The 25560-nt window shown below is 37.9% G+C and carries 23 protein-coding genes; 13 read left to right on the top strand and 10 right to left on the bottom strand.

Going from position 1 to position 25560, the window contains the following annotated elements:
• Positions 1 to 19: 19 nt before the first annotated feature.
• The 5 genes from OGI71_RS07400 (at position 20) to OGI71_RS07380 (ending at position 5952) form a co-directional block, all read left to right on the top strand.
• Entirely contained in the window at positions 20 to 1450 is a 1431-nt protein-coding gene (locus OGI71_RS07400; RefSeq protein WP_282254757.1) for an anion permease, read from the top strand.
• A gap of 11 nt (positions 1451 to 1461) precedes the next feature.
• On the top strand, positions 1462 to 2118 hold the full coding sequence (locus OGI71_RS07395; protein ID WP_282254756.1) for a succinate dehydrogenase cytochrome b subunit: 657 nt from the start codon (positions 1462 to 1464) through the stop codon (positions 2116 to 2118).
• A 10-nt stretch (positions 2119 to 2128) separates the two neighbouring features.
• The gene (locus tag OGI71_RS07390) at positions 2129 to 4045 is read left to right on the top strand and encodes a fumarate reductase/succinate dehydrogenase flavoprotein subunit (protein WP_282254755.1); all 1917 of its coding nucleotides are present in this window, start codon (positions 2129 to 2131) and stop codon (positions 4043 to 4045) included.
• Positions 4046 to 4056: 11 nt separating this feature from the next.
• Positions 4057 to 4806: a succinate dehydrogenase/fumarate reductase iron-sulfur subunit gene (locus OGI71_RS07385; RefSeq protein WP_282254754.1), complete on the top strand. Its 750-nt coding sequence runs from the start codon at positions 4057 to 4059 to the stop codon at positions 4804 to 4806.
• 198 nt (positions 4807 to 5004) lie between these two features.
• Positions 5005 to 5952 carry a polysaccharide deacetylase family protein gene (locus OGI71_RS07380; protein WP_282254753.1) on the top strand — a complete coding sequence of 316 codons (948 nt, stop codon included), beginning with the start codon at positions 5005 to 5007 and terminating at the stop codon, positions 5950 to 5952.
• Positions 5953 to 5991: 39 nt separating this feature from the next.
• Here OGI71_RS07380 and OGI71_RS07375 read toward each other — a convergent pair whose 3' ends face one another.
• On the bottom strand, positions 5992 to 6531 hold the full coding sequence (locus OGI71_RS07375; protein WP_282254752.1) for an N-acetyltransferase: 540 nt from the start codon (positions 6529 to 6531) through the stop codon (positions 5992 to 5994).
• Positions 6532 to 7055: 524 nt separating this feature from the next.
• On the opposite strand from OGI71_RS07375, the gene OGI71_RS07370 reads away from it, so the two are divergent.
• Both OGI71_RS07370 and OGI71_RS07365 read left to right on the top strand, forming a co-directional pair.
• Positions 7056 to 10271, top strand: coding sequence for a TonB-dependent receptor (locus OGI71_RS07370; RefSeq protein ID WP_282254751.1), 3216 nt, complete (start codon positions 7056 to 7058; stop codon positions 10269 to 10271).
• 120 nt (positions 10272 to 10391) lie between these two features.
• The gene (locus OGI71_RS07365) at positions 10392 to 12269 is read left to right on the top strand and encodes a RagB/SusD family nutrient uptake outer membrane protein (protein ID WP_282254750.1); all 1878 of its coding nucleotides are present in this window, start codon (positions 10392 to 10394) and stop codon (positions 12267 to 12269) included.
• 49 nt (positions 12270 to 12318) lie between these two features.
• Here OGI71_RS07365 and OGI71_RS07360 read toward each other — a convergent pair whose 3' ends face one another.
• The 5 genes from OGI71_RS07360 to OGI71_RS07340 form a co-directional block, all read right to left on the bottom strand.
• Positions 12319 to 13539 carry an MFS transporter gene (locus OGI71_RS07360; protein ID WP_282254749.1) on the bottom strand — a complete coding sequence of 407 codons (1221 nt, stop codon included), beginning with the start codon at positions 13537 to 13539 and terminating at the stop codon, positions 12319 to 12321.
• A gap of 89 nt (positions 13540 to 13628) precedes the next feature.
• The gene (locus tag OGI71_RS07355; RefSeq protein ID WP_282254748.1) at positions 13629 to 14288 is read right to left on the bottom strand and encodes an FCD domain-containing protein; all 660 of its coding nucleotides are present in this window, start codon (positions 14286 to 14288) and stop codon (positions 13629 to 13631) included.
• 72 nt (positions 14289 to 14360) lie between these two features.
• The gene (locus OGI71_RS07350; protein ID WP_282254747.1) at positions 14361 to 14906 is read right to left on the bottom strand and encodes a hypothetical protein; all 546 of its coding nucleotides are present in this window, start codon (positions 14904 to 14906) and stop codon (positions 14361 to 14363) included.
• A 2-nt stretch (positions 14907 to 14908) separates the two neighbouring features.
• Positions 14909 to 15121 (bottom strand): hypothetical protein, encoded by a 213-nt coding sequence (locus OGI71_RS07345; protein ID WP_282254746.1) that lies wholly within the window; start codon positions 15119 to 15121, stop codon positions 14909 to 14911.
• 572 nt (positions 15122 to 15693) lie between these two features.
• Positions 15694 to 16656, bottom strand: a complete 963-nt coding sequence (locus OGI71_RS07340) for a hypothetical protein (protein WP_282254745.1) — start codon at positions 16654 to 16656, stop codon at positions 15694 to 15696.
• A gap of 403 nt (positions 16657 to 17059) precedes the next feature.
• Here OGI71_RS07340 and OGI71_RS07335 point away from each other — a divergent pair, with 403 nt between their 5' ends.
• The 3 genes from OGI71_RS07335 (at position 17060) to OGI71_RS07325 (ending at position 19491) form a co-directional block, all read left to right on the top strand.
• Positions 17060 to 18778, top strand: a complete 1719-nt coding sequence (locus OGI71_RS07335; RefSeq protein WP_282254744.1) for a hypothetical protein — start codon at positions 17060 to 17062, stop codon at positions 18776 to 18778.
• 131 nt (positions 18779 to 18909) lie between these two features.
• Positions 18910 to 19122 carry an alpha/beta hydrolase fold domain-containing protein gene (locus OGI71_RS07330; protein WP_335995672.1) on the top strand — a complete coding sequence of 71 codons (213 nt, stop codon included), beginning with the start codon at positions 18910 to 18912 and terminating at the stop codon, positions 19120 to 19122.
• A gap of 141 nt (positions 19123 to 19263) precedes the next feature.
• Positions 19264 to 19491, top strand: a complete 228-nt coding sequence (locus OGI71_RS07325) for a nucleotidyltransferase domain-containing protein (RefSeq protein ID WP_282254743.1) — start codon at positions 19264 to 19266, stop codon at positions 19489 to 19491.
• A gap of 174 nt (positions 19492 to 19665) precedes the next feature.
• On the opposite strand, the gene OGI71_RS07320 is transcribed toward OGI71_RS07325, so the two are convergent.
• A complete protein-coding gene (locus OGI71_RS07320) occupies positions 19666 to 20592 on the bottom strand; it encodes a hypothetical protein (RefSeq protein ID WP_282254742.1) in 927 nt (308 codons plus the stop codon).
• 315 nt (positions 20593 to 20907) lie between these two features.
• Between OGI71_RS07320 and OGI71_RS07315 the strand changes: the two genes are divergently transcribed.
• A complete protein-coding gene (locus OGI71_RS07315; protein WP_282254741.1) occupies positions 20908 to 21069 on the top strand; it encodes a hypothetical protein in 162 nt (53 codons plus the stop codon).
• A 218-nt stretch (positions 21070 to 21287) separates the two neighbouring features.
• Here OGI71_RS07315 and OGI71_RS07310 read toward each other — a convergent pair whose 3' ends face one another.
• From OGI71_RS07310 to OGI71_RS07300, 3 genes are all read right to left on the bottom strand, one after another.
• Positions 21288 to 21791, bottom strand: a complete 504-nt coding sequence (locus OGI71_RS07310) for a GNAT family N-acetyltransferase (RefSeq protein ID WP_282254740.1) — start codon at positions 21789 to 21791, stop codon at positions 21288 to 21290.
• Between the two features lie 102 nt (positions 21792 to 21893).
• Positions 21894 to 22481, bottom strand: coding sequence for a Crp/Fnr family transcriptional regulator (locus OGI71_RS07305; RefSeq protein ID WP_282254739.1), 588 nt, complete (start codon positions 22479 to 22481; stop codon positions 21894 to 21896).
• 207 nt (positions 22482 to 22688) lie between these two features.
• On the bottom strand, positions 22689 to 23870 hold the full coding sequence (locus OGI71_RS07300) for an MFS transporter (protein ID WP_282254738.1): 1182 nt from the start codon (positions 23868 to 23870) through the stop codon (positions 22689 to 22691).
• 85 nt (positions 23871 to 23955) lie between these two features.
• Between OGI71_RS07300 and OGI71_RS07295 the strand changes: the two genes are divergently transcribed.
• Both OGI71_RS07295 and OGI71_RS07290 read left to right on the top strand, forming a co-directional pair.
• On the top strand, positions 23956 to 24807 hold the full coding sequence (locus OGI71_RS07295; protein ID WP_282254737.1) for an AraC family transcriptional regulator: 852 nt from the start codon (positions 23956 to 23958) through the stop codon (positions 24805 to 24807).
• A gap of 96 nt (positions 24808 to 24903) precedes the next feature.
• Entirely contained in the window at positions 24904 to 25272 is a 369-nt protein-coding gene (locus tag OGI71_RS07290) for a DUF4240 domain-containing protein (protein WP_282254736.1), read from the top strand.
• Positions 25273 to 25560: the final 288 nt, after the last annotated feature.

Genomic DNA, 25560 nt, shown 5'->3' with positions numbered 1-25560 from the left:
CTTTTAAACCTCAATTATTATGAAGGAAATTAGTGTCAAAAATGTTGCCATCACTTTTATTGTTGCGCTCATTTTGTGGTTTATTCCAGTTCCTAAGGGCGTTAGTCCTGAAGCTTGGCATTTGTTTGCCATATTTGCTGCGACCATACTCGGGATCATTCTGAAGGCGGCGCCAATGGGTACCATGTGTATGATGGCGATTGGATTTACGGCGCTGACACAGGTTTTAGCTCCCGGAGATGCGGGTAAATCTATTACGAAAGCGTTGACCGGCTTTGGTGATAAGGTTATCTGGCTTATAGGGATATCGTTTTTTATCGCACGCGGGTTTATCAAAACGGGCTTAGGCAATCGTATTGCATTTCTTTTTATTCGAGTTTTTGGAAAAAGTTCACTTGGACTGGCCTATGGTCTAGGTTTGGCTGACGTGTGTCTGGCACCCGCGATACCTAGTAATACGGCCAGAGGTGGCGGTATCATTTACCCAATTATGAAATCTATGGCCATCAGTTTTGATTCTGTTCCAGACAAACCAGAGACGCATCGAAAGCTGGGATCCTATCTGACACTGAATAGCTACTACATGAATTTGATTGCTTCCTCCATGTTTTTAACCGGAACAGCGAGCAACCCGATGTGTCAAAAGTTTGCGGCTAATCTAGGGATTGATATTACGTGGATGTCTTGGGCCGTTGCAGGCTTTATTCCGGGCATCGTTGCTTTTTTTGTTGTTCCACTTGTACTTTATAAACTGTATCCACCTGAACTAAAAAAGACGGGTGATGCACCCAAAATGGCGGCGGAAAAATTAAAAGAGATGGGCCCCATATCCAGAAATGAGTGGTTGATGTTATTGGCATTTTTTATACTTCTGGCGCTTTGGATTTTTGGAGGTTCGCTGTCGATTGATGCAACTACAACTGCATTTATTGGATTGACTTTGCTTTTGCTGACTTCGGTGCTAACCTGGGAGGATGTAAAAGCAGAGAAGGGGGCTTGGGATACCATTGTTTGGTTTGCCGTTTTAGTTATGATGGCCAGTTCGCTGAATGAACTTGGATTTATAGGTTGGTTTAGTGATTTGATAAAGGTACAGATTGGCGGGCTGAGTTGGCAGATTGCATTCCCCGTAATTGTTTTGGTGTATTTCTTTAGCCATTACATCTTTGCGAGCGCCACAGCTCACGTTGCCGCAATGTATGCTGCATTATTGGGAGTGGGTGTATCATTAGGCATCCCGCCCATGTTGTTGGCCATGATGCTTGGGTTTCTGGGTTCCATATATGGCGTGTTAACACATTATGGTCATGGTCCAGCACCCGTATTCTTTGGTAGCGGTTATGTTGATCTTAAGTCCTGGTGGTTGCGGGGTCTGGAAATCGGGATCGTGCTGCTGATTATCTATATGGGTGTAGGTGGTTTATGGATGAAAGTTATTGGTTATTATTAAATAAAAGGCTTATGCTATCGACCTTATCAAAGAAAATACTTATGTGCTTAACGGGGTTATTTCTCGCTTTCTTTCTGCTTATCCATTTTCTGGGAAATTTGCAGCTATTTTTACCACAGGAGCAGGCACATTTACAGTTTAATGCCTATTCACACTTTCTCTCTGGAAATATCCTGATTAAAATTGTTTCTTATGTCCTTTACCTGAGTATTGTACTGCATGCTATTGATGGATTGGTCATCACTATTAAGAATAAAAAAACAGGTGGGGATTATCAGTCAGACCGGCGTGGACGTGCGAGCAAATGGTATTCCCGAAATATGGGAATTCTGGGCACGCTTATTCTGATATTTTTGGTCATCCACTTTCAGAATTTTTGGTACGTATATAAGTTTGGAGCTCCACCACTGGATGCAAAAGGAAATAAGGATCTCTATGTATTGGTTATTGCAGTGTTTCAACAATGGTGGTATGTGCTTATTTATGTTTTGTCCATGGTGGCCTTATGTTATCATCTTATCCATGGGATTCATAGTGCGGTGAGAACCCTCGGACTGTATCATCCAAAATTTGTCCATTGGTTTAAGGTAATTGGTACAACCTATTCCATTGTCATCAGCATAGGGTTTGCGTTAATGCCAATTTATATATTTTTTACTGTTAACTAAAGGCGAAGACATGACTTTAAACTCAAAAATACCAGCGGGACCTTTGGAGCAAAAGTGGACACGCTATAAAAAAACTGCAAAGCTTGTTAACCCCGCCAATCGCAAAAAATTAGATGTCATTGTTGTGGGGACAGGGCTGGCGGGAAGCTCAATAGCGGCATCTCTTGGCGAAATGGGCTATCAGGTCAAATCATTCTGTTTTCAGGACAGTCCCCGAAGAGCCCATTCTGTAGCAGCACAGGGGGGCGTCAATGCTGCTAAAAATTATAAGAATGATGGCGATAGTGTCTACCGTATGTTTGTGGATACTTTAAAAGGGGGCGATTTTCGCGCGCGTGAAGCTAACGTCTATCGAATGGCTGAATGTTCGTTGAATTTGATAGATCAAGCGGTGGCGCAAGGTGTTCCCTTTGGACGTGAATATGGGGGATATCTGAACAATCGCTCTTTTGGTGGGGTTCAGGTGAGCCGAACATTCTACGCAAGGGGACAGACCGGACAGCAGCTGCTATTGGGAGCTTATCAGGCCTTGATGCGGCAGGTCGGTAAAAAAACTGTTCAGCTCTTTTCCCGCCATGAGATGTTAGATGTTGTTGTCATCGATGGGAAAGTGCGTGGTATTATTGTTCGCAATTTAGATACTGGAGAGATTGAACGACATGCTGCACATGCTGTTATACTTGCAACGGGTGGATACGGCAAAATCTATTATCTATCTACCTTAGCAATGGGCTGTAACGGATCGGCAATTTGGCGGGCACATAAAAAAGGGGCATTGATGGCATCCCCAAGTTGGATTCAGGTTCATCCGACCTCTTTACCGCAATCAGGCGATTATCAATCCAAGCTGACGTTGATGTCAGAATCCTTACGTAATGATGGTCGCATTTGGGTTCCATTAAAACAGGATGAAAACAGAGCAGCCAATGACATCCCAGAAGAAGATCGAGATTATTACCTTGAACGTCGATACCCCGCATTCGGGAATCTTGCACCGCGGGATATATCCTCTAGAGCGGCCAAGGAGCGGATCGATGCTGGTTTTGGTATAGGCCCTTTAAAAAATGCCGTCTACCTTGACTTTGCAAAAGCAATCAAGGAACAGGGGAAGCAAAAAATTGAAGAGAAATATGGTAATCTCTTTGATATGTACCATAAAATAACGGGCTATGATGCGTATTCTGAACCGATGATGATATCACCTTCGGCCCATTTTTCGATGGGCGGACTTTGGGTTGATTACGAGCTGATGACAACTTTGCCAGGGCTATTTGCACTTGGTGAAGCTAATTTTGCCGATCATGGCGCTAATCGCTTAGGAGCAAATTCGTTGCTTCAAGCTTCAGTGGACGGTTATTTTATTGCGCCTTATACCATCGCCAATTATTTATCGAATGAAATTCACACCGGAAAGATTTCTACAGATCATGCGGAGTTTGAAAAGGCAGAGTTAGCGGTTAAAAAGCAAATTGATGAATTATTACAGATTAAGGGCAATAAAACTGTCGATTATTTTCACAAAACACTTGGGAAGCTGCTGTATGATTATTGTGGTCTAGCTAGAAATGAGCAGGGACTTAAATATGCAATAGCGGAAATCAAGAAGCTTAAGCAGGAATTTTATAGCAATGTTATGGTTAGTGGGCAACTAAATTCATTAAATACGGAATTAGAGAAAGCTGGACGTGTTGCAGACTATTTTGAAATCGGTGAATTGATGTGCTATGATGCATTGACCCGTGAAGAATCCTGTGGTGCACATTTTAGGGAGGAATACCAAACAGCGGATGGAGAAGCGCTGAGAAATGATGCTGAATTTCAATTTATCTCTGCCTGGGCCTGGAAAGGAGAAGGGGAAGAACCTGAATTGATCAAAGAACCTTTGACTTTCGAAGAAATACAACCTACTGTAAGAAGCTACAAATAAAATGAATAATTATGAATCTACATCTTAAAATCTGGCGACAAAAAGATAATCAAACAGCAGGAAAACTGGTGGCCTATGATCTTCAGGGGCTTAATCCACATATGTCTTTTCTTGAAATGTTGGATACCTTAAATGAAAAGCTCATTGTGAGCGGAGAGGATCCTGTTGAATTTGATCATGATTGTAGGGAAGGGATCTGTGGCCAATGCGGTGTAATGATTAACGGTATTGCGCATGGTCCGTTGAAACATACGACCACGTGTCAGTTGCATCTACGTTCGTTCAACGATAATGATATTATTGTGATAGAACCCTTCCGTTCATCAGCATTTCCGGTGAAAAAAGATCTTAAAGTGGATAGGTCCGCTTTTGACCGAATTATTTCACTGGGAGGCTTTGTATCTATCAATACTGGTCAGGCACCAGATGCCACAGTTATTCCCATTTCACATGAACTCGCCGAAGAAGCGTTTGATTCAGCTGCTTGTATCGGATGCGGTGCATGTGTTGCCACCTGTAAAAATGGGAGTGCAGCGCTATTTACTTCAGCAAAGATTACACATATGGCCTTACTGCCACAGGGAAAGGAGGAAAGAAATCATCGTGTACTCAGTATGGTCAAGCAAATGGATGCGGAATCTTTCGGACACTGTTCAAATACAGAAGCATGTGAGGTTGAATGTCCGCAAGGTATATCTGTCCTAAATATCGCCAGGATGAACTTTGAATATAATAGAGCCTTAATCTTTAAGAAGAAATAGCTCTTCTACTATTTCAAAATTTTGCGGTCATGTATTAGGCGATAATTAATGATATTAAACTGTTTAGACAAATATTTCTGTTGTTTTTGTAGCCGATTATCCCGGAAAATAGGGATTTATAAAATATTATACTTTTTAAGTAGGTTTTTGTAGTATTTTTGAAATGTAAAAAAAATCACTTAAGTTATTAGGATAGATATGAAGTGTAGAAGGTTATTGGTTGCATTGTTCACATGTGGTGTGATCTTAGGTAATGTGTCGTGCAAAGATTTCTCCAACAAGGTATTGGGTAGTGGCAAAGAGGGCAGTAGGGATACTTTAAACGAAAAGTTAACCCAAAAGGAAAAAGTACCTATTCTTTTGAATAAATGGGATTCTCTTCAAAAAAATCAGCTCCATTTTACAGTTGATAGCTTGCATCCTATCCCTGTAAAGCAACAAAAACGTAACCTGAAAGATTCGTTGCGAAGAGCTTTTGATGCACATCCAAAGCATATTTATTTGACATTTGATGATGGACCTTTGATCGGGAGTGCGGCGATAGATTCTTTGGCAAGAGAGAAAAATATAAAGGTAAGTGTGTTCTTAATCGGTAAGCATGCCAACATGAGCAAGGGGAGAAAGCGGGATCTTCAGAAATATGAAAGTAATCCTTTAATTGCTTGCTATAATCATAGCTACACGCATGCAAATAACCAATATTCACGATTCTATAATAATCCGGAAAAAGCTTTTGCAGATTTTGAAAAGAATGAAAAGGATCTTAATCTTCAGCATAAAATTGTTAGACTTCCGGGTAGAAATATCTGGATGTATGATGATATCCGCAAGATAGATTTAAAAAATGGCTCTACAACAGCTGATATGCTTCATAAAAATGGTTATCGTATTTTTGGTTGGGATGTGGAATGGCGTTTGAATAGTATTACAGGTAATGCGATAGTGAGCCAAGAAGCGACATTATCCCATATACGCAACTTTATGAACAATAAAAGTTCGATGGTCCCGAATAATGTGGTTTTTTTAATGCATGATGACATGTTTCAGACTAAAAAAGGGCAACAACAATTATCTTCGTTAATCGATGCACTTAAAAGCGATGGATACCAATTCGAGCTTATGCAAGATTACCCCATTAAATATTAAATAAAAAAAGGATTGGCTGTCATCTACAGCCAATCCTTTTTATGTTATTCCAAACTCTTTTGGATAGACAACCATTCCTTTAACTCCAACTAATGCACCCTGGTGGAGTTCGATAATCATGCAATTTTCATCTGGAACCTCAAATGGCATTTTAATACCATATTTGACCGTTTGTTCATAGCCAAATCTTGGGTAATAATCTGCATGCCCTAGTAGGATAATAGATCCGAAATCAAGTTGCTTTGCGATTTGATGGACTTCTACAATTAGTTTACCTCCGATGCCTTTTCCCTGAAATTCAGGTAATACTGCAATTGGGGCTAAAGCAAGGGAAGGATAGTTCTCTTGATTTTCTTCATTAACAATTTTAATCCTTGTCACTAAAATATAGCCAACTGGTTTACCATCGATCTCTGCAACTAGTGCAAGTTTGGGTATGAATCCAGTCGATTGACGGAGTTTTTCAACCAGAAACTGTTCCTGATGATCACTATATTCTTCCTGCTCAAATGCTTTCTGAACGAGTTCAAAAACGGCTTGATAATCACTTGGGATTTCCTGTCTAATGTGTATCTTCATGATTGAGGTAGATTTTTTTCGAAAGATATATTTCTACATTATTATTTCTATTGCTATCCGCAATTAACCAATAACAATGTTTCTTGTAAAAATACGTATTTCCATATAATTCTATAGCGATTATAATTAAAACTTGTCATGTGATTTTTTCAAAATATAACTGTTCTATTTTTAAGTAAAAGATCGAGCGTCTATGTATTTGGACGATATTTTTTTTAAACTACCAATTAGGGGGATATATAACTATAAATTGGTTATTGTACAGCTTCAACCAGATCGATTTTACCCGGTATTATCAAGCTGTGGTAATCCATATATTTTCTTTTAATAACTTGTAAATGAGATGTTTGTTTGTGTATATTTAAATAGTGTTAAAATAACACTTGCATTGTTTATTTATTTTTGTATTTTCATCTATTCGAAATTCAATTATAAACCGTCTTTGATAAGATCCTAAACCGAGCATCTTGTGGAAGCAAATAAATAACTAATAAACATACAATTTAAACCATTAAACAGTTTTTATGATTAATTGCCATTATTTCTCAAATCAATGGAAGAGAGCGTTTTGGACTGGATCACTGTGTTCTATCGTCGCACTGAGCCCCCAAACTGTAGATGCTGTAAGCCTTGTGTCTTACGGAAATCTCTTTCAACAAGAATTAAGTGTCACTGGTATCGTGCGAGATGAAACAGGAATGCCAATTTCTGGAGTAACCGTTTCGGTTAATGGAACTAATTTGGTGACAAAAACGGACAATGAGGGCCGCTACAAATTGGACAAAGTTCCGCCCAATAGTACGGTCAACTTTCGCATGGTTGGTAAACAGACTATGGATGAAGTGATCAATGGACGACGTGCCATAGATGTAACACTGCTAAATTCTCAATCCAGCTTGGATGAAGTCATTGTCGTTGGTTACGGTAAACAGCGGAAGGAAACAGTAACCGGTGCCGTTGCTACAGTTAAAGGGAGTGATCTTGCCCAATCACCGGCATTGAACATTTCCAATGCAATGACGGGAAGAATTCCTGGGGTTATTGCTACAAATGGTAGTGCGGAGCCCGGAAATGATGGATCTACGATCAAGATCCGTGGTACAAATACCTTAGGGAATAGTAGCCCATTAGTGGTTATTGACGGTGTGCCGGCGCGTGAAGGGGGAATCGAGCGACTTAACCCCCGCGATATTGAAAACATTTCTGTTCTAAAAGATGCTTCAGCAGCAATTTATGGTGCAAGGGCAGCGAATGGCGTTATCCTCGTGACAACACGTCGGGGGAAAACCGGTAAGCCACAGTTTTCTTATACCTTCAATCAAGGGTATTCTCAACCAACGGTAATTCCCAAATTGACAGACGCTACACAGTTTGCGGAAATTCGTAATGAGCTTGAAATCTATAACTTACCTGTGGATGAATGGTCAGCAGCATTAACCGCTATAAATGGTACAGGATCTTATACCAAAAAGGATGGAACAGTGCTGGGGGCACCTTTTAAACCTGACGATATTCAGAAATTTAAAGATGGTTCAGATCCTTGGGGCCACCCGAATACAGACTGGTATAAATCTACATTGAAAGATTGGTCTCCTCAACAACGTCATAATCTCCAGATTAATGGAGGAACAGAAGATGTTAAATATCTATTGTCATTGGGTTACCAAAATCAAGATGCTTATTACAAAAATTCTGCAACCGGTTACAAACAGTATGATTTACGTGTTAACCTTGACGCAAACATAAGTCAATACATCAAAACGCAGTTTGGTGTCTTGGGGAGACAGGAAAACCGTAACTTTCCGACAAAAAGTGCAGGAACTATTTTTCGCATGTTGATGCGCGGAAACCCTACGCAACCAGCGATATGGCCAAATGGAAAACCGGGTCCTGATATTGAGAATGGCGAAAATCCTGTCGTTATTACAACGAATGCCACCGGATATGATCGGGATAAGCGATATTACTTCCAAACAAATGGACAAGTGGATATCACAAATCCATGGGTAGAAGGGCTTAAACTAACATTAAATGCTTCTGTTGATAAGTACGTAAAAAACCAGAAGACCTGGGGTACTCCTTGGACATTGTATTCCTGGCCGGGTGCTTACGAGGCGGATGGTAAGACACCTTTATTGCAAGCTGGCCGACGTGGCCCAGCGGATCCAAACCTAAATCAAAGTAATGAAGATCAGCTCAATATTCTATTAGGGGGGATTTTAAGTTTTGACCGAAAATTTGGAGACCATCAAGTAAACGCTATTGCTGGGGTGAACAGAGAGACGACGGATAACGACAAGTTTAGTGCCTATAGGCGTTACTTCCTCTCAAATAGTATAGATTACCTATTTGCAGGTGGAGAACAAGAGAAAAATAACGACGGAACAGCTTGGAAAAGAGCGCGGTTAAATTATTTTGGCCGTTTTGGTTACAACTATAAAAGTAAATATATTGCGGAGTTTCTCTGGCGCTATGATGGCTCCTATATGTTCCCTGAAAGTGAACGTTTTGGATTTTTCCCTGGTGCAATGGCTGGTTGGGTAGTATCGGAAGAGAATTTCTGGAAGGAAAATATCCCAGTCATCAACTATTTTAAAATTCGTGCCTCTTATGGGCAAATGGGTAATGACAATATTTATTGGGAAGATAAACTGCAAGAATATCAATACTTTTCTACCTATTCATTTGGAACCTATGTTGTGGATGACAAGCTAGCCAAAACATTGTTTGAGAGCCGTGTACCAAATGAAATGGTTACCTGGGAGGTTGCCAATAATTATAATTTGGGCTTTGATTTCCAATTTTTGCAGGGTAAGTTAAATTTTGAATTTGATATCTTCAAAAATCGCCGGAATTCCATTCTATGGCGAAAAAATGCATCTGTTCCGCAAAGTACCGGTATGACTCTACCTGCTGAAAATATTGGTAAGGTGGATAATAAAGGCTGGGAATTTAATCTCGGTTATAAGGGCAAAGTCGGCGAACTTGGATATACAGTCGGAGTGAATGGAGGCTATGCGAAGAACAAAATTATTTTCTGGGATGAGGCCCCAGGTGCTCCTGCTTGGCAACAAAGTACAGGCAAGCCTATCAAAACTGATATCTATTATGTATATGACGGAGTATTTCGAGATATGGATGATATCGCTGCCAATAAACTTGATTATAGTGCCATTACCAAAACTTTACGTCCGGGTGATATGAAATACAAAGACCATAATGGCGACGGGAAAATCACACCGGATGATAAAGTAAGAAGAGACAAAAACAGTGACCCAACATTCCAGGGAGGATTTAATTTCAGTTTGAGCTATAAGGATTTTGATTTGTCTGTTTTGTTCCAAGGAGCAACAGGCGGAGAAATTCGTGTTGGTACAGATGAATCGGGTTCCATCGGTAATTTTCTGGAAGAATTCTACGATAAACGGTGGAGCATAACTAATCCGAGCAGTGAATACCCTCGACTAACGGATCGGAGTAACCAATATTACTCGTACAATAATACATATTGGATGCGGAGCACAGATTACCTACGCCTAAAAAATGTAGAATTGGGTTACAATCTTCCATCGATAATCTGCGATAAAATTGGTATTGGTTCATTGCGTGTGTATGCGAATGGTATGAATTTAGTCACTTGGAGTAAGCTAAAGATGTACGATCCAGAGGCTGTAAACGCACTGGGACAATATTATCCACAGGCGAGATTACTGAATGCAGGGGTGTTGTTATCGTTTTAAGTAGTATAAAATTATGAAAATAAAGAAAGGCTTGCTTTCCGTACTTATGGACCAATAGGTTTTGGGTACAACGAATAGCCTTTGGAAATTTATTCTCAGAAAAATAAATCAGATAAGAAAATGAAAAAAATAGTAAATATATCACTATCTATACTTGTATTATCGTCTGGACTTCAGTCCTGTAACGACGATTTCGTGAATACAAAGCCACTTAGTGAAGTTCCTAACGAACTGGTGTGGTCTGATCCAGGGCTGTCAGATGCTTTTGTGGTTGAAATATACAATGGTTTTGGTGTGGGCGGTTTCTACGAACAAGAGATGGCTTCTATGACAGATGAAGCACTATTCACTCACCCAAATCGAGGGATTAATACAGTAACTGAATCACGGTCTAATCCAGCTGATCAAGGTTATATCATGGATACCTACGAATATGGACGTATGTATGTACGTATTCGGGCAAGCAATATTGCTATTTCAAATTTGAGACAGGCAAAATTTGATCAAGTAAAAGCAAATAAAATATTAGGAGAGGCGTATTTCTTGCGTGGATATTATTATCAGCAACTCTTACGTTTCTATGGCGGTGTACCCGTAGATAATAAGATCTATACCTTAAATGATAAGGATTTTATGAAGCCCAGAAATAGCTATGCTGAATGTGTCGACGCGATCGTCAAAGATCTAGATAGTGCGGCGCTACTTTTAAAGGATATAACGCCAGCCAAAGGGAGGGCAAGTGAAACAGCGGCTTTGGCGCTAAAATCCCGAGTGTTGTTATATGCTGCGAGTGATCTTCATGATGCTAATAAAGCCGGTGCTAAATCCGCCCTCTTGAAAGCTTATACAAAACCGGAATATTTGATGTATACCAGCGGTAGCCAGACAGAGCGCTGGACAAAAGCCAAGGAAGCGGCAAAAGCTGTCTTGGATCGGGCCAGCTTTGCCTATAAACTGGATATGACCAAGCCAGTATCGGCAACAGAGGGAACTGCAAACTATATGGCCTTGTCGCTAGGGGGTGGAAGTAAAATGGCAGATGCTGCAGGAGCCAAAGACATCATTTTAGGCCGTTTTTTCATTAATGAAAAAGACGAACGCGGTGGATGGGTTGGACGTGATAATGGACCAAATGGTTATCACAACTGGGCGGGAAATACACCTATACAATTGCTTGTTGATGATTATGAGACGGATAAGGGGCAAAAATTTGATTGGTCAAATGCTGCCATGGCTGCGGCTCCCTATCAAAACCGTGATCCGAGATTGAAGGCAACAATTCTATACGATGGTTCCGACTGGAAACCAAGGACGGCCGATGTGACAAAAAGGGATCCCAGCAATCAGATCCAAACTGGTCAATATGAAATTGTTAATGCGCAAGGTAGTAAAGTCACGCATTTTGGTTTAGACACTAGAAAAAGTCCTGTTGAAGACTGGAATGGCTCAAGAACGGGTTATTATATGCGGAAGTTTGTTGATCCTGATCCTGCTCAGGAAGATCAAAATACAAGACAACGTATTCCTTGGCCGATGTTGCGTTATACCGAAGCTGTATTAAACTATGTGGAGGCCTGTATCGAATTAGGCGAAGAGGCGGAAGCAAGAACTTGGCTAAATAGAATTCGATTCAGAGCAGGAATGCCTGCAGTTGGAGTTGAAGAGACAGGAGCAGCACTCAAAAACCGCTACCGGAATGAGCGCCGAATAGAATTGGCTTATGAAGAGCATCGCTTTTTTGATGCAAGACGCTGGATGATCGCTGCAGAAACGATAGGACGTAAAGCCAACGTCATCAATATCACAGGAACGCTAAAAGACAATAAGACAGTGACATTGTATAAATATGATCCGAGCAATTATAATTACAAATATTTTGTAAGTAATATTGATCCTGGAATCGAAAATAGAAACTGGGATGATAAGATGTATTTTACTTCTTTACATCGCGATGAAATAAATAGAAATACCCAGCTTATTCAGAATCCGGGATATTAGATATCTTTAGAAACATCTCTCCGGTAATTATCGGAGAGATGTTTTTTTATCAGGCCTTTTTCTGACGTTCAATATTGGGTAATAAGCCCGTCGCAATACCGATCAATGGAAGATAGGCACAGATGTTAAAGACGTGTTCAATGGAAGTTTTATCCGCGAGCCATCCCAAAATGGCAGAACCAATTCCACCCATACCAAAGGCAAGTCCAAAGAAGAGTCCAGCGATCATGCCCACTTTTCCCGGAATCAATTCTGTAGCGTAAACCAATATGGCAGAGAAAGCAGAAGATATAATCAGTCCGATCAGAATAGACAGTATCATCGTTAATGTCAGCCCCACATGTGGCAAAAGTAATGTAAAGGGCGCCGCACCAAGTATTGAAACCCAAATAATGAGTTTACGGCCGTAGCGATCGCCTAATGGGCCACCGAGTATTGTTCCAACCGCTACGGATGCAAGAAAAACAAAAAGATAAATTTGTGATTCTTGTACAGTAATGCCAAACTTATCGATAAGATAAAATGTAAAATAGCTGGTCATAGATGCCATATAGAAATACTTTGAAAATATAAGAATCAACAGGATAACTAGAGCAAAGATGATTTTGGATCTGGAAAAACTCGATTTTACCTGTGTCGCACTAGGTGTGCTGACGGTAGCTTTTGGTTTAAGATGCAATTGGTACCAATTTCCGACATAGGTAAGAATTAAAATGGCTAGAATTGCCAATACACCAAAAACGCCGATGTATTGTTGGCCAAATGGGATAACAATCAGTGCCGCTAGGAGAGGACCTATTGCACCACCAGCATTTCCGCCAACCTGAAAAATTGATTGCGCCAATCCTTTTTTGCCACCAGAAGCTAAGTGCGCAACACGGGAGGCCTCAGGGTGAAAAATAGAAGATCCCATGCCAATGAGGCTCACTGAAAGCAAGATATAGATAAAACTGGAAGCAAAGGCAATACAAAGCAAACCGGCGAGGGAAAACAACATTCCGATAGCCAAGGATCTTGGCGTGGGATTCTTATCTGTGTAAAGTCCAACAAAAGGTTGCAGAATGGAAGCTGTCAGTTGAAATACTAGGGTGATAATGCCAATTTGCGTAAAGCTAAGAGCATAATTAGATTTTAACAGCGGATAAACAGCTGGAATAACTGATTGAATAAGATCATTCAATAGATGAGAAATACTAATTGCAAATAAAATAGGGTAGACCGTCTGGGAACTATTCCAAGAACCATCTGCTTTTAAAGATTCTGTTTTCATAAATGAATACATCAGGTCATCTGATGTTTTGTGACGTTATTTATTATTGTTTGGTTTTCGTGATTTTTAACTACAAAAGCTTTTAAAAATTATTTATGTTGGATAATTTGATTTGCGACGGCAACAGCTTGCTGAATGTTTTTATCTTTAATGGCTTCCATCAGGTCCTCATGTTGCTTTTGTGAGGCGATGAAGGGTGTTGTATCCTTATAGATTTCCATAAAAAATTTATTCACGTGAACCGATAAGGTATTGTATAACGCTGTTAGAATATTATTTCCACAAGATTCGGCGATTGCGCTATGAAAAGCGATATCTGCTTCTACACAAGCGATAAGATCTCCGCTAATGGCATATTTTGCTCTATTTTTAAGCGCAAGAGCCATATCTTTCAATCCTTTTGCGCTACGATTTATTGCGGCTTTTTCAATGATTTTCAATTCTAGAACGTGTCTAACCTCGAAAATATCGTTAAAATTACCTTTTTCAATTTTTGCATCAAGTGCATGGTGTCCGGTCACACTTTTGATAAATGTTCCCAAACCTTGTTGTACATTTAGATAACCAGATTGACTTAAATACTTTATTGCTTCCCGAATTGTAGATCTTCCAACAGCAAATTGTTTCATCAACTCGGGTTCAGTAGGGAGTTTTGAATCCACCGGAAAATTACCCAATTTGATTTTTTCTTCAATTGCGGCAGCGACTTCTTCAGCCAAGGATCTTCGTACGATGTGTTCATTTTTCATATAGTCATATCATCTGATGATTGCAAAGGTAAAATAAAATTCAGCTACAACACAAATAAATTTTCAATTTTATTATCGGGCCCATTGTGGGAGTTTTTCGGATACTTCAATATCTGCTGAAGCATATTGATATTGAAAAATAATTTCGGGCTCTATGTGGTTTTCCCGCACATCTACTCCTTTTAATGTATCGAAAATATCCAAATTGCGTTTCAGGAGTGGGAGTGCCCGAATGTATAAATCCTCAATATTTTCTAAACTGCGAGGTATTTGGCTACTCTTCCGATTTTGTGCCCGAGCCAGACAAATGTCGAGATTGTCTGTATAGAAAAATAATATTTCGATTCTATTATCAGGGTGGAAAGCTTTTATTTGTCTCAACAGGTCGAAATGTCTTTTCAATCCTAAATTGATTTCTATCGCAAAATCCTGATTAGCTAGAAGCTTATCCTGCAACATTTTTTCGAACCGTTTGTATCCATTCATTATTCCGAGCTCGCGATAACGCTGTACAGTGAGATCAGCATCAAGTATTTTAACACCTTCGGGTATAAAATATGGACCACAAGTGCTTTTTCCAATGTTTGGTGGCCCAGCAATTACGTAGATTGTTGCCATATTCAGATAAATCGAATTGTTCCATCCTGATACTCAGCAATCATTTGTCCGTTCTTATGATAGATCAAAGGTAATTGCTGTGAGAACAGATGACGGCGGATATTTTGTCCTAGGTCTTTTTTCCAAGCTATTTTTTCTTCGATTGCCATTATAAAAGGATCTTTTCGCATCCTTCCGATTGTGATCAGCTCTTCGTCTGGAATTATTTTTTTCATTTAGTATATAATTGATTGTTGTCAGGTCTGTGTGTTAAATATAAACAGATATTGTTAAATACTAAAATTATATTAACATAAAAGAGTTTAAAAGCCGATCTGAGCACTTCTAACAGCTATTAGATAAGGTCGTTAAATTGAGAAAACTAAATAGGGTCTTAATACGGTGGGAATATCGGGAGATGAGAAGCTTTTCCAGATGGAAACTGTTCTCCCAAAATATGTGGATATGTTTCATGGAATTTTATTTCAAAGCTTCCAGGTGGTACTACTAGCATGATTCTCCTCATTGGAGTATTTTTGCAAACTGTTGTTGTGTTCTTGGCTTAAGGTTGTCGGCAACTATCAAGGTACAATAAACTTGCCATTCTACGCCACATTTACTTTTCTTTTATTGGCTTCTTTTTGAAGTACGTAGCTGTGAAAGATAACTGAAATATGCGTAAAATTTGGGCTCGAACAAAGGCCCATCCTTTCCAATGTTGATATTAACAAAAAAAACAATAAAAATCATAACTAGTATTTTTAGATTACTGTTCTTTTTTTATTTCGTTGAATGATACTAGCTTATCTTATAGCGGTCTTGCAGATTCTATGGATTGATCTATTACAAACCGGTCTATTTTCCATCCATTTATTTGCTTTATCAAGGTCAACTGAACGTTTCGCCGTTCCTTTTTTCCTACTGAGAATTCTATTAACCAACTCTCCTCAGCAATTACTTTGTCTGAAGAATAAGTGTCTGTTCCTCCCATGGACTGCGCTGAAACCCATTTTGGAAGTGATTGATTATTTTCCCGCATTTGATCTGATAGATGATCTTTTGCTTTTTTAGGGTTTTCTCCTGTTAACGCGTGCATAAATTGAGATATTGTTTCTCTCGGACTTAGCCTGGATATAAAACCTTCTGGATTTGCTCCAGTTATAAATTTACAGATTATAGTGCCATTATCACTCGTTACTTTTATAAGATCGACTTCATATGTGATAGCGATAACTGCTTTTTTATCCTCTTCCTTTTTTAGGTATTCGCTCGTATGGATAATTTTTATTACTCTATTCTTTGAGTCAAATTCGTTGATCGTAAGGCGTCTTTCTTTAAAAATATTATTAATTGTTATTTTTTCTTCACGACTTAATACAAAGCCTTTTGCATTATATTTGATTTTTATGTCGCGCTGAACATCATAGCTACCGTATAGCGTATAGGATTCCGTCATTGTGTTGTCGGTATAGGTATAACTGTACTTCGGATTGTTCTGTTTATAGTTGTAGAATGTCTCATTTTCTATCGTATTCCAGTCTTTTCTATAGGAAAAAAAATTGTTTAGATCAGTCTTTTTGTACATCTGCCCGTCGATGATTTCTTCCATGAAATCTCTGCCTTTGAAATCTAGAAATTTATTGGTTTTTAATACGATGTAGGCGTCTGAGGAAAGTTTTTCATTAGGAGATAATGGATTAGGAGCCATCATACTTTGGCCCAAAACGGATTGAATAAGTAATAATAACGTGGACAAAAAAATATTTCTCATCTATTATGTAATATGATTGTATTGTGTCATTTTCCATAATATTGTATTGTGTCATTTTCCATAATAAAGATAAGGTATTCATAGAAAGACTACAATAATAAAACATTGTGCTGTATTTTACTGGCTTTTCTTCAATACAATTATTTGTTTTATAGTAAAATAGAGGTCACTATTGCAAATACGAGAATTGGTGTTTGAGTCAGCTAAATTTAATAATGTGTTTTTTAAAAAAGGTAAATGGAAACCAATTTAGAAGGAATTGATTAAGATAGTATACTACCCTTTGTGGCCTTCTATGAAAATACTTTATAATATGTCGTTACTCGTCAATTTGCGAGCTGAATTGTCATAGGACATAGATTTCAATAAGTTTTTTTTAAATTAGATCTTATAAATTGATCTCATGAAAAAACTTCCAATTTTATTCCTTCTACTAATTTCTAATACTCTCTATTCTCAAAATCTTACGCCGTACGAAAGAGGTAATGGCAATCAATCCACGACTTTTGAAGAAATGCGTGAATTCTATCGGGGATTGTCAAGGCAATTTCCAGCGATCAGTTATGAAACAAGAGGAGAGGACGATAATAAGGCTCCGATTGATGTAGTGATTTTCAACCCCTCAGAACAAACTTTGGAAGGATCGAGAAAAGACAAGTCAGTTTTGTTTATCAATAATGGGATTCATCCAGGTGAGCCAGATGGAATTGACGCAACCATGATACTCATGCGAGATTTGGCGACAGGAAGAATAAAAGCGCCTAAAAATGTAATTATTGCTGCCATAGCTAGCTATAATGTAAGTGGTATGCTAAACCGAAATGGTTTTTCTAGAGCGAATCAAAACGGACCAGAGGAGTATGGGTTTCGTGGGAACGCGAGAAATTACGATTTAAATAGGGATTTTATAAAAACAGATACCAGAAATTCGAGGAGTTTTCAGCAGATTTTTCAATGGATAAAACCGGATGTGTTTATTGACAATCATGTCAGTAATGGAGCAGATTATCAATATACGTTCACCTATATTTCCACCAATAAGGAGCGTTTAGGAAAGGAGTTAGGTGACTATTTTAATGGTCATATGCAACGAAAACTACTTATGGATCTGGAAAATGACGGTTTTATTTCCGTCCCTTATGTCAATATTCATAATGATGTTCCTGATGGTGGTTTTCCAGTTTTTATGGATTCGCCGCGATATGCAACAGGCTATACAAGTCTATTCAATGTAATTGGTACCGTCGTGGAAACACATATGTTGAAGCCTTATAAAGAACGGGTAAAGGCAACATATGATTATATGCTATATAACCTCAAATTTATTGATGAGAACCACAAAGTTATCCGACAAAAAAGAATAGAAAATCTCAAACAGTATCGTATAGGGAATAGGTATCCCATTATGTGGAAACTCGATTCTACAAAATATGAAAACATCGATTTTAAAGGTTTTGAGGCTAAATATAAGCCGAGTGAAGTTTCCTCAGAAAGTAGATTATGGTATGACCGAAATGCCAAATTTTCAAAACAAGTTAAATTGTATAACACCTATATCCCAACCAAAGAGATTACTATACCAATGTATTATGTAATTCCACAATCCGAATGGAAAATTATTGATTTACTGAAACTCAATCAGATCAAATTGAATCCAATACAAAAGGATTCTATTATTACTGTAGAACAATATAAGATCAAAGATTTTAAGACAACTTCAAGCCCCTATGAGGGGCATTATCTCCATTATGATACTCATGTATTCAAAGAATTGAAGAAAATTAAGTTCAGAGCTGGGGACTTCTTGGTCCCGCTAAATCAAGAAGGAGTAAAGTTTCTCTTGGAAACACTCGAACCAGAAGCGATTGATTCCTATTTCAACTGGAATTTCTTTGATGCTATTCTGGGCCAAAAAGAATACTATTCGGCCTATGTTTTTGAAGATACTGCTGCGAAACTTTTAAAAGAAGATAAAGATCTAAAATCTGCATTTGATAAAGAGAAAGCAAGCAATTCAAAATTTGCTGCTGACGGAAAAGCCCAGATAGATTGGGTATACAGACATTCGAACTACTATGAAAAGTCACACCTTCTTTATCCTATTTTTAGGATTATGCCTTAGGTACTTATAAATAGCAGAGATTCTGTTACAAATTTCCCTAATTGAGTTACACTGATTATTACAGTTCTTCAGAACTTTGTGTCTATAGGTAAAACAAAATAATATGCAAACAATATTAGGTTCCGTCGGCATTGGTGCAGCTAGCGGAAAATGATATCCTGTTTGACGAGGGATTAGCCTATGCTAGAAAATTAGATGAAGCAGGTGTCACAACCACTATTCAAACTTATAATGGGTTTATTCATGACTATGGATTATTGAATCCCTTGGATCATATCGAAGCAGTGAAGCTTTCAACAGAACAGGGCGCGCTAGCGCTCAAAAAGGCGCTATTTAGAAAATAGCAGCAAGTGAATTTTAGATTAAGGTATATATTTTATTCAGTGATGGCGTAAAAGTTATATTAGAATAAAGTATATACCTTTATTGTCTGGTAGCGTACTGTTTACATTCACATTTGAGAGATTAAAAAAATAATGAATTAGATGAAGTACATAGTAAAAGATATCATAAGTTTAACAGATAGGAAGAGACATTTTATTGAACGTCTTGTTGCAGATCTACGCACGATAGAACACATTGAGGCGATTGCATTGGGGGGATCACATGCGACAGGAAGAGCAAATGAAAACTCCGATATTGATATAGCCATTTATTATAACGAAAAGCAGCCCTTTTCAATCCAATACATCAGAGAATTTGTAAAAAAATAAAGTGAATGTTATTTTGACTTTGGATATAAAATCGTTGGAAAAAAATACAGCCGAATTGAAAAATCTATTTAATGAAGTAGTCCTTTTCACCAAGGGTTTATATCACCCAAAATTTGATTTTAAGAAGTAATACAGATCGGACCTATTTGAATATCACTGGAAATAAGAGGTTAATTATGTTGCTTTAGTATCTTCGGTATTTTTGGCTGCTGTTTGCACAACTTTGGTGATCCCGCTTTTGGCCGACGATTTAACTGCAGTTGTTTTAGGAGCCGATGATATTGTTTTTGTTGGTGCGGGCTTAGGCTGTTGTTTGGTTGAACTAGGGGTATTTTTGGCAGCTATTTGCACAACTTTGGTGGCCCTGCTTTTGGCTGGTGATTTAACTGCAGTTGTTTTAGGAGCCGGTGATGTTGCTTTTGTAGGCGTGACCTTAGGCTGTTGTTTGGTTGAACTAGGGGTATTTTTGGCTGCTGTTTGCACAACTTTGGTGAACCTGCTTGTGGCCGACGATTTAACTGCAGTTGTTTTAGGAGCCGGTGATGTTGCCTTTGTAGGCGTGACCTTCGGTTGTTGTTCGGCCGAACTAAGTGTATTTTTGGCTGCTGTTTGCACAACTTTGGTGAACCTACTTGTGGCCGACGATTTAACTGCAGTTGTTTTAGGAGCCGGTGATGTTGCCTTTGTAGGCGTGACCTTAGACAGTTGTTTGGTAGAACTAAGTGTATTTGTAACTGTTGCTTGAGCGACTTTAGGCTGTTGATTATCTACGCTGTTCGTTTTAGTAACTGGTTGAGCATCTTTAATTAGTGTTTTTTTAGCTGATGCTTTAAAAGTATTTTCTTTTATAGGAGTAGACTTACTCTCATCAACAAGAAGTTCTTTTTTTACAAGTTTTTCTTTTGCTGATTTAACACTTTTTTTCTTTAAATCCTTATTTTTAATACCTTCTGTCAATAATTTGGCGGTTTTTTCTATCCTGTTACGAAACTCTTTTTCGCTCAAATAAACACGCAAATACTCGATCGCACTGTGTAGATGAGTAATTACTTGATTTTTTAATTCTTTTTTAGGAGATTGAATGTTTGCAGATTTTGCCATAATTTATTGTTGTTTTGGGAGTTAACATAAATATAACATTAATTTAATCAAAAATACGATAAGTAACAATAAATTTTATTGAATGATAACAGATAAATATTGGAAGGCCTTTCTACCCATTTACCGTCTTGGAGGTTAGCTCGTTACAACATAATCGAAGGATCTCTTGCATTTTTTGATAAACTTATTTCGTCATCAAATCGTCGAAACTAGTCACTATTTTTTCAACAAGAAACTCGTATACTTTAAGTTTGACTAAACAATTTGAGATAAGCACATGCTCGTTTAAGATTTGAACAGATAAAATACATTATTATGCCAAAAAGATATTTTCTTGTTCCGTTAATAGGTTTATTCTTTATGGGTAAATCCATTTTTAGTGTTTACAGTAACAGATCGGAGTTGGGAGATCGCCATACCCCAGCAACGCAAGATTCAATAGTGACAGCAAAATTACAACGTATTTTAAATAGATAAGGGGAAATTGATAAGCCTGGATTCGTATTTATGGTAAAATATGATAGTAGCACCTGTTATCAAGGATCAATAGGAGTAGCCTCTAGGTACCCAGTTAAGAATTAGCATTGAGCGACGGAGCCAGTTTCATCTTACGCTGAAACTGGCAAATTTGATGATGTGAGATGGACGCATACCGTAGAATGACTTTACGCCAGGATCCTTTTAAGATAGATGCCTCAGAACGCTAACTTACTAACAAAATCTGAACTGACGAGCACGACTGATGTCTCCATTTGTCGCAAGGGGATATTCCAATATTCCCGCAGTAATTCTTCTTTTTCTATATGGCTAACTTGACGAAAGCCGTTTTTTACATAGAAATTAATTGCCCAATTGGCATTAGCCCAAGTGCCAATTAGGATTGGTTTATTGGTAAGTGCTGAAAGGTGTTTTAACAATTTGCCACCAATTCCATTGTTTCTGGCTGTCGTCCTCACATATGCATGGCGGATTAGGGTCACATCTGATTTGTGTTGAATCCCCATTACACCAAGTATAGTGTTATCTTGGTGATAGCACCAAAATTCAACCCCATCAGCAATTTGTTCCCGCAACTCGTGTTCATCCATATAAGGCTCTTTCCACCGGTCTTCAGGTATCTTACCCTTGTAAGCTGTAGATGCATCGTTAATAATCTCGTAGATCGTATCGAATTCTGAATTTAGACTCTTTCGTATCATATCCCTTAACATATAATTCATGAAATATTTTCTTTTGTTATTTTATAAATCAAAGTTATAAGACTGAGATCGCATAGTGCTTTACATATGTTGATAAAAATATTATTTTAACTGCTTACGAATTCTGCTAAGCTGAGTGGGGGTAATACCGAGATGGGAAGCGATATCCCGTAAGGGTACGTAGTTCTCTATAATAGAATGACATTTTAAAAATTTCTCATATCTAATTTGAGCTTCCTCCATGACGATGGATACTTCTCGTTCTTCTTTATCGATGACCCAATTCTTTTCAAGATAATTAATATAAAAGGATTTTAGGTCATCTGTTTGGAAAAGCAGTTCTCTGAACTTTTTATAGGAAAGACTCAATAATGAACAGTGGGTTATGGCTTGAAGGGTAAATTTTGAGGGACGATTTAGAATGCAGGAAACTGTCGATGCGACAAAGTCACCCCCAACAGCAATATTCTTGTTATAAATTTGTCCCTTTTCATCACTTATATATGCTCTTAAATAACCTGTGTGCAAAAAGCAAAACTCACGTCCAATGGAACCCTGTTGCACAAGTACTTGATTTCTTTCGAGGTTCACAACTGTTGCTATTTTTAAAAGATTCTCAAATGAAACTTGTGAAATTTTATGATATGAGTATATTTTTTCCTTAAAGAGTTGTTTCAAAGATTCTTCCATAGGGATAAAAATAGCAAATTTAAGACAGTAGTAATTGCTTCGGGTAAATTTTGTATTTGTTTTATAAAGTATCGATTGTGCTTTCTATTGTCGTTTATTTCTATAGCAATTCTTTAATTATTCTATGTTAGAATACACAAAAGCAACCTTTCCGTTGCCGGAGGTTGCTTAAGTTGCACCACAAAGCAGTTGATATGGTTTCAGCGTTTATTCACAGACCGATGGAGCAAGTTTTGTGTGCATTGTTCCTTCACTTTTTGTATTTTCTTTTGGAAAACTGACAAAACTCATAGCGAATGTTACAGCGAGTAACAGAATACTTACCCATAAAACATAATGAACTCCGTAATACGCGCTTATTACACCACCGAGAAATGCACCTAAGGATATGCCGATATTGAATGATGAAGTAAGTAAGCTATTCACAAATTCTAAGGCATGATGAGGAACAGACTGTGTTGTTCTGATATTTGAAACTAAAAAGCCCCCCGTATGAATCATTCCCCAAAGGGAAACGATAACGACCATTGGCGTAAAGATTCCACCAAGGTAGTAAGCTAAAACCTGTACTGTAATTAAAGAAGCCAAAAAAAGTCTTGCAGTCAATAACACATTTCTATTCAGGGCTAACCCCATAAGCCAGTTTCCTAAAGTTCCCATGCCACCAAAAAGAAGCAACATGATACTGATCTGAGCCCCATCCATTTTTGTAATTTGCTCAAGATAGGCAGTAAGATAAGTATAACTTGAGAACATTGCTGCTAATGTACAAATGGTAGAAATCAGATTGAGCCACAATTGTGGACTTTTTAGAACGGATATCTGATTCTGTGTAGACTTCGAGTTATCTGCTGGGATAGAAGGTATGAAGAGTAATAGACCGATAAAGGCAATCAAACTGATTGCGCTACTGAGGAAGAACGAAGCCTGCCAATTGTGGAAGAGATCTACAGCATATGTCGTTAATGGAATACCTAATACTGTAGCTAAGCTTAGCCCTAACATCACTGTAGAAACGCCTTTTGCGCCACTGTTTTTAAAGGCTATTGCAATAGAGATATTCCAGAATAGGGGATGTAAAATGGCTGGTAGTATACGGGCGACCATGAGTATCGAGAAATTTGAAGAAAATGCTGAGATTAAGTTTGAGAAAACGAATATGCTCATAACCAAACACAAAAGGAGTTTTCGATTTATTTTGGTCGTGAATGAAGTGATAAAAGGAGAGGAGACTGCGACAGTTATGGCAAAAGTACTAAGCAACCACCCCGCAGTATCTATTGATACCTGGAATTGCCGACTAATCGTTGGAAGGATGCCAACTATCCCAAATTCAGTGGTGATTATGCCAAAAGCGCCCAGAGCCAGGACGTAGATCGAATTTTTCATTGATGTCTAAAATTTATATATAGCAAATTTGAACAGAAAAATTCTAAAAAATCAGTATATTTTAATGATAAATAGGTATTTTTACATGATGAAACGCGAGAATATCGACCAATTGGTCAAAGTAGAGCATCATAAGGAGGTAAACTGTCCACTAAAAGACAATCAGTTCTCTTTTTTTCAAATCATATATGTGATTTGTGGAAAAGGATTCCTTAAGATAAATAACAATACAGCCTCATACAGCGAAGGCAGCCTGATCCTCCTTACACCAAATGATCAGCACTATTTGGAAATTGTCGAGAAAACGGAACTTTTGCTTATCAAGTTTAGCGAACGTTATGTTAAGGATTACAAATGGAACAGTATTAATTCTATGGAGTGCCTATTATACGGTGCTTCCTATTTGTCGGGGTGCATCTTACAGAATAAACCTGATGTTATTTTGGTTGATTCGATTGTATCGTCGCTTCTTCACAATATCAATCATCCAGACCTCTTCCATGAAGAGCTGACACTACACTATGTGAATGCTATTATTGTAATTGCTGCACGCAATATTTCAAAGATGAGAGTAGAGCATGTAGCCTCTAATACAGACAAGAGGGCCTTGGATATCATTAATTATATCCAAGGAAACATCCATGATCCAGCCCTGTTAAAGGTTTCTTCGATAGCACAAAAATTTGGTTTCTCTGAAAGCTATCTCGGTAGCTACTTTAAAAAGCAATGTGGTGAAACTATACAGCATTATATATTGAATTATAAAATGAGATTGATTGAGCATAGACTTCTTTTCAGCGATATGCGGGTTAACGAAATTGTTTCCGAATTTGGCTTTTCCGACGAAAGCCATCTCAATAAATTCTTTAAAAAGCGGCATATAATGAGCTTGACTGAATTCAGAAAGACAAAAGGACAAACAGAGTTGGAAGCTTAAATAAGACATCGGAACTATCTGTACCAAGAAATTCAGTAGCAAACGAATGATAGAAAGCTTGAAAAAATGATTAAAATTGACTCACAAAATATATAAATGGAAAATATTGAAACATCCAAATGGTTTTGGGCTATTGTAGAAAAGGCAGCACTTAGTAGGGAAAAGTTGAAAGAGATTCTTATTTCTTTTTCTAAAGAGGAAATAATTAGGTTTCAGGAAGAATTTGTGGACGCTTCTATTGAATTACAGTGTGAACCATTCACTGATTATATGGAAGAGTCAGAAGACGGGAGGGAAGATATTGCAAACTGGGTGGTGAGTAATGGTGAAAATTTCTATTTTGAAATTTTAGATAAGCCAGAGAAAATACCCCATAATGTTAGTGATTTTACGGAACAGATACTTTATGGGATAGCGGATGCAGTTTGTTTAGAAAAATATGGGGAGTCAACAGGTATTTATTAAATACTGTTTTTGATGAGTCTTAATGACAAAGAAATAGCTTATGAAATATCTTATAGTGAAGCATAATGATAGGTTAGCGTTGTAACAATGAATTTATGGACCAACTTTACTTGGATGTAGTTACATATATTCTAAAAGGGGGTTGGGAGAGTTTATTAATATTCAATTATTAAATAAACAACCCAAAAACGATACTTATAATAACATAAGCGAAACAGATTACGTAAGGGTATGCCCTAACATAAGTATCCTTTCGGTTCGTTTTTTTTTGAAACTTTGCAAAAAAAA

It is taken from the genome of Sphingobacterium sp. ML3W, assembly GCF_029542085.1.
Classification (GTDB): domain Bacteria; phylum Bacteroidota; class Bacteroidia; order Sphingobacteriales; family Sphingobacteriaceae; genus Sphingobacterium.
This window is presented reverse-complemented; position numbering and strand designations above follow the sequence as displayed.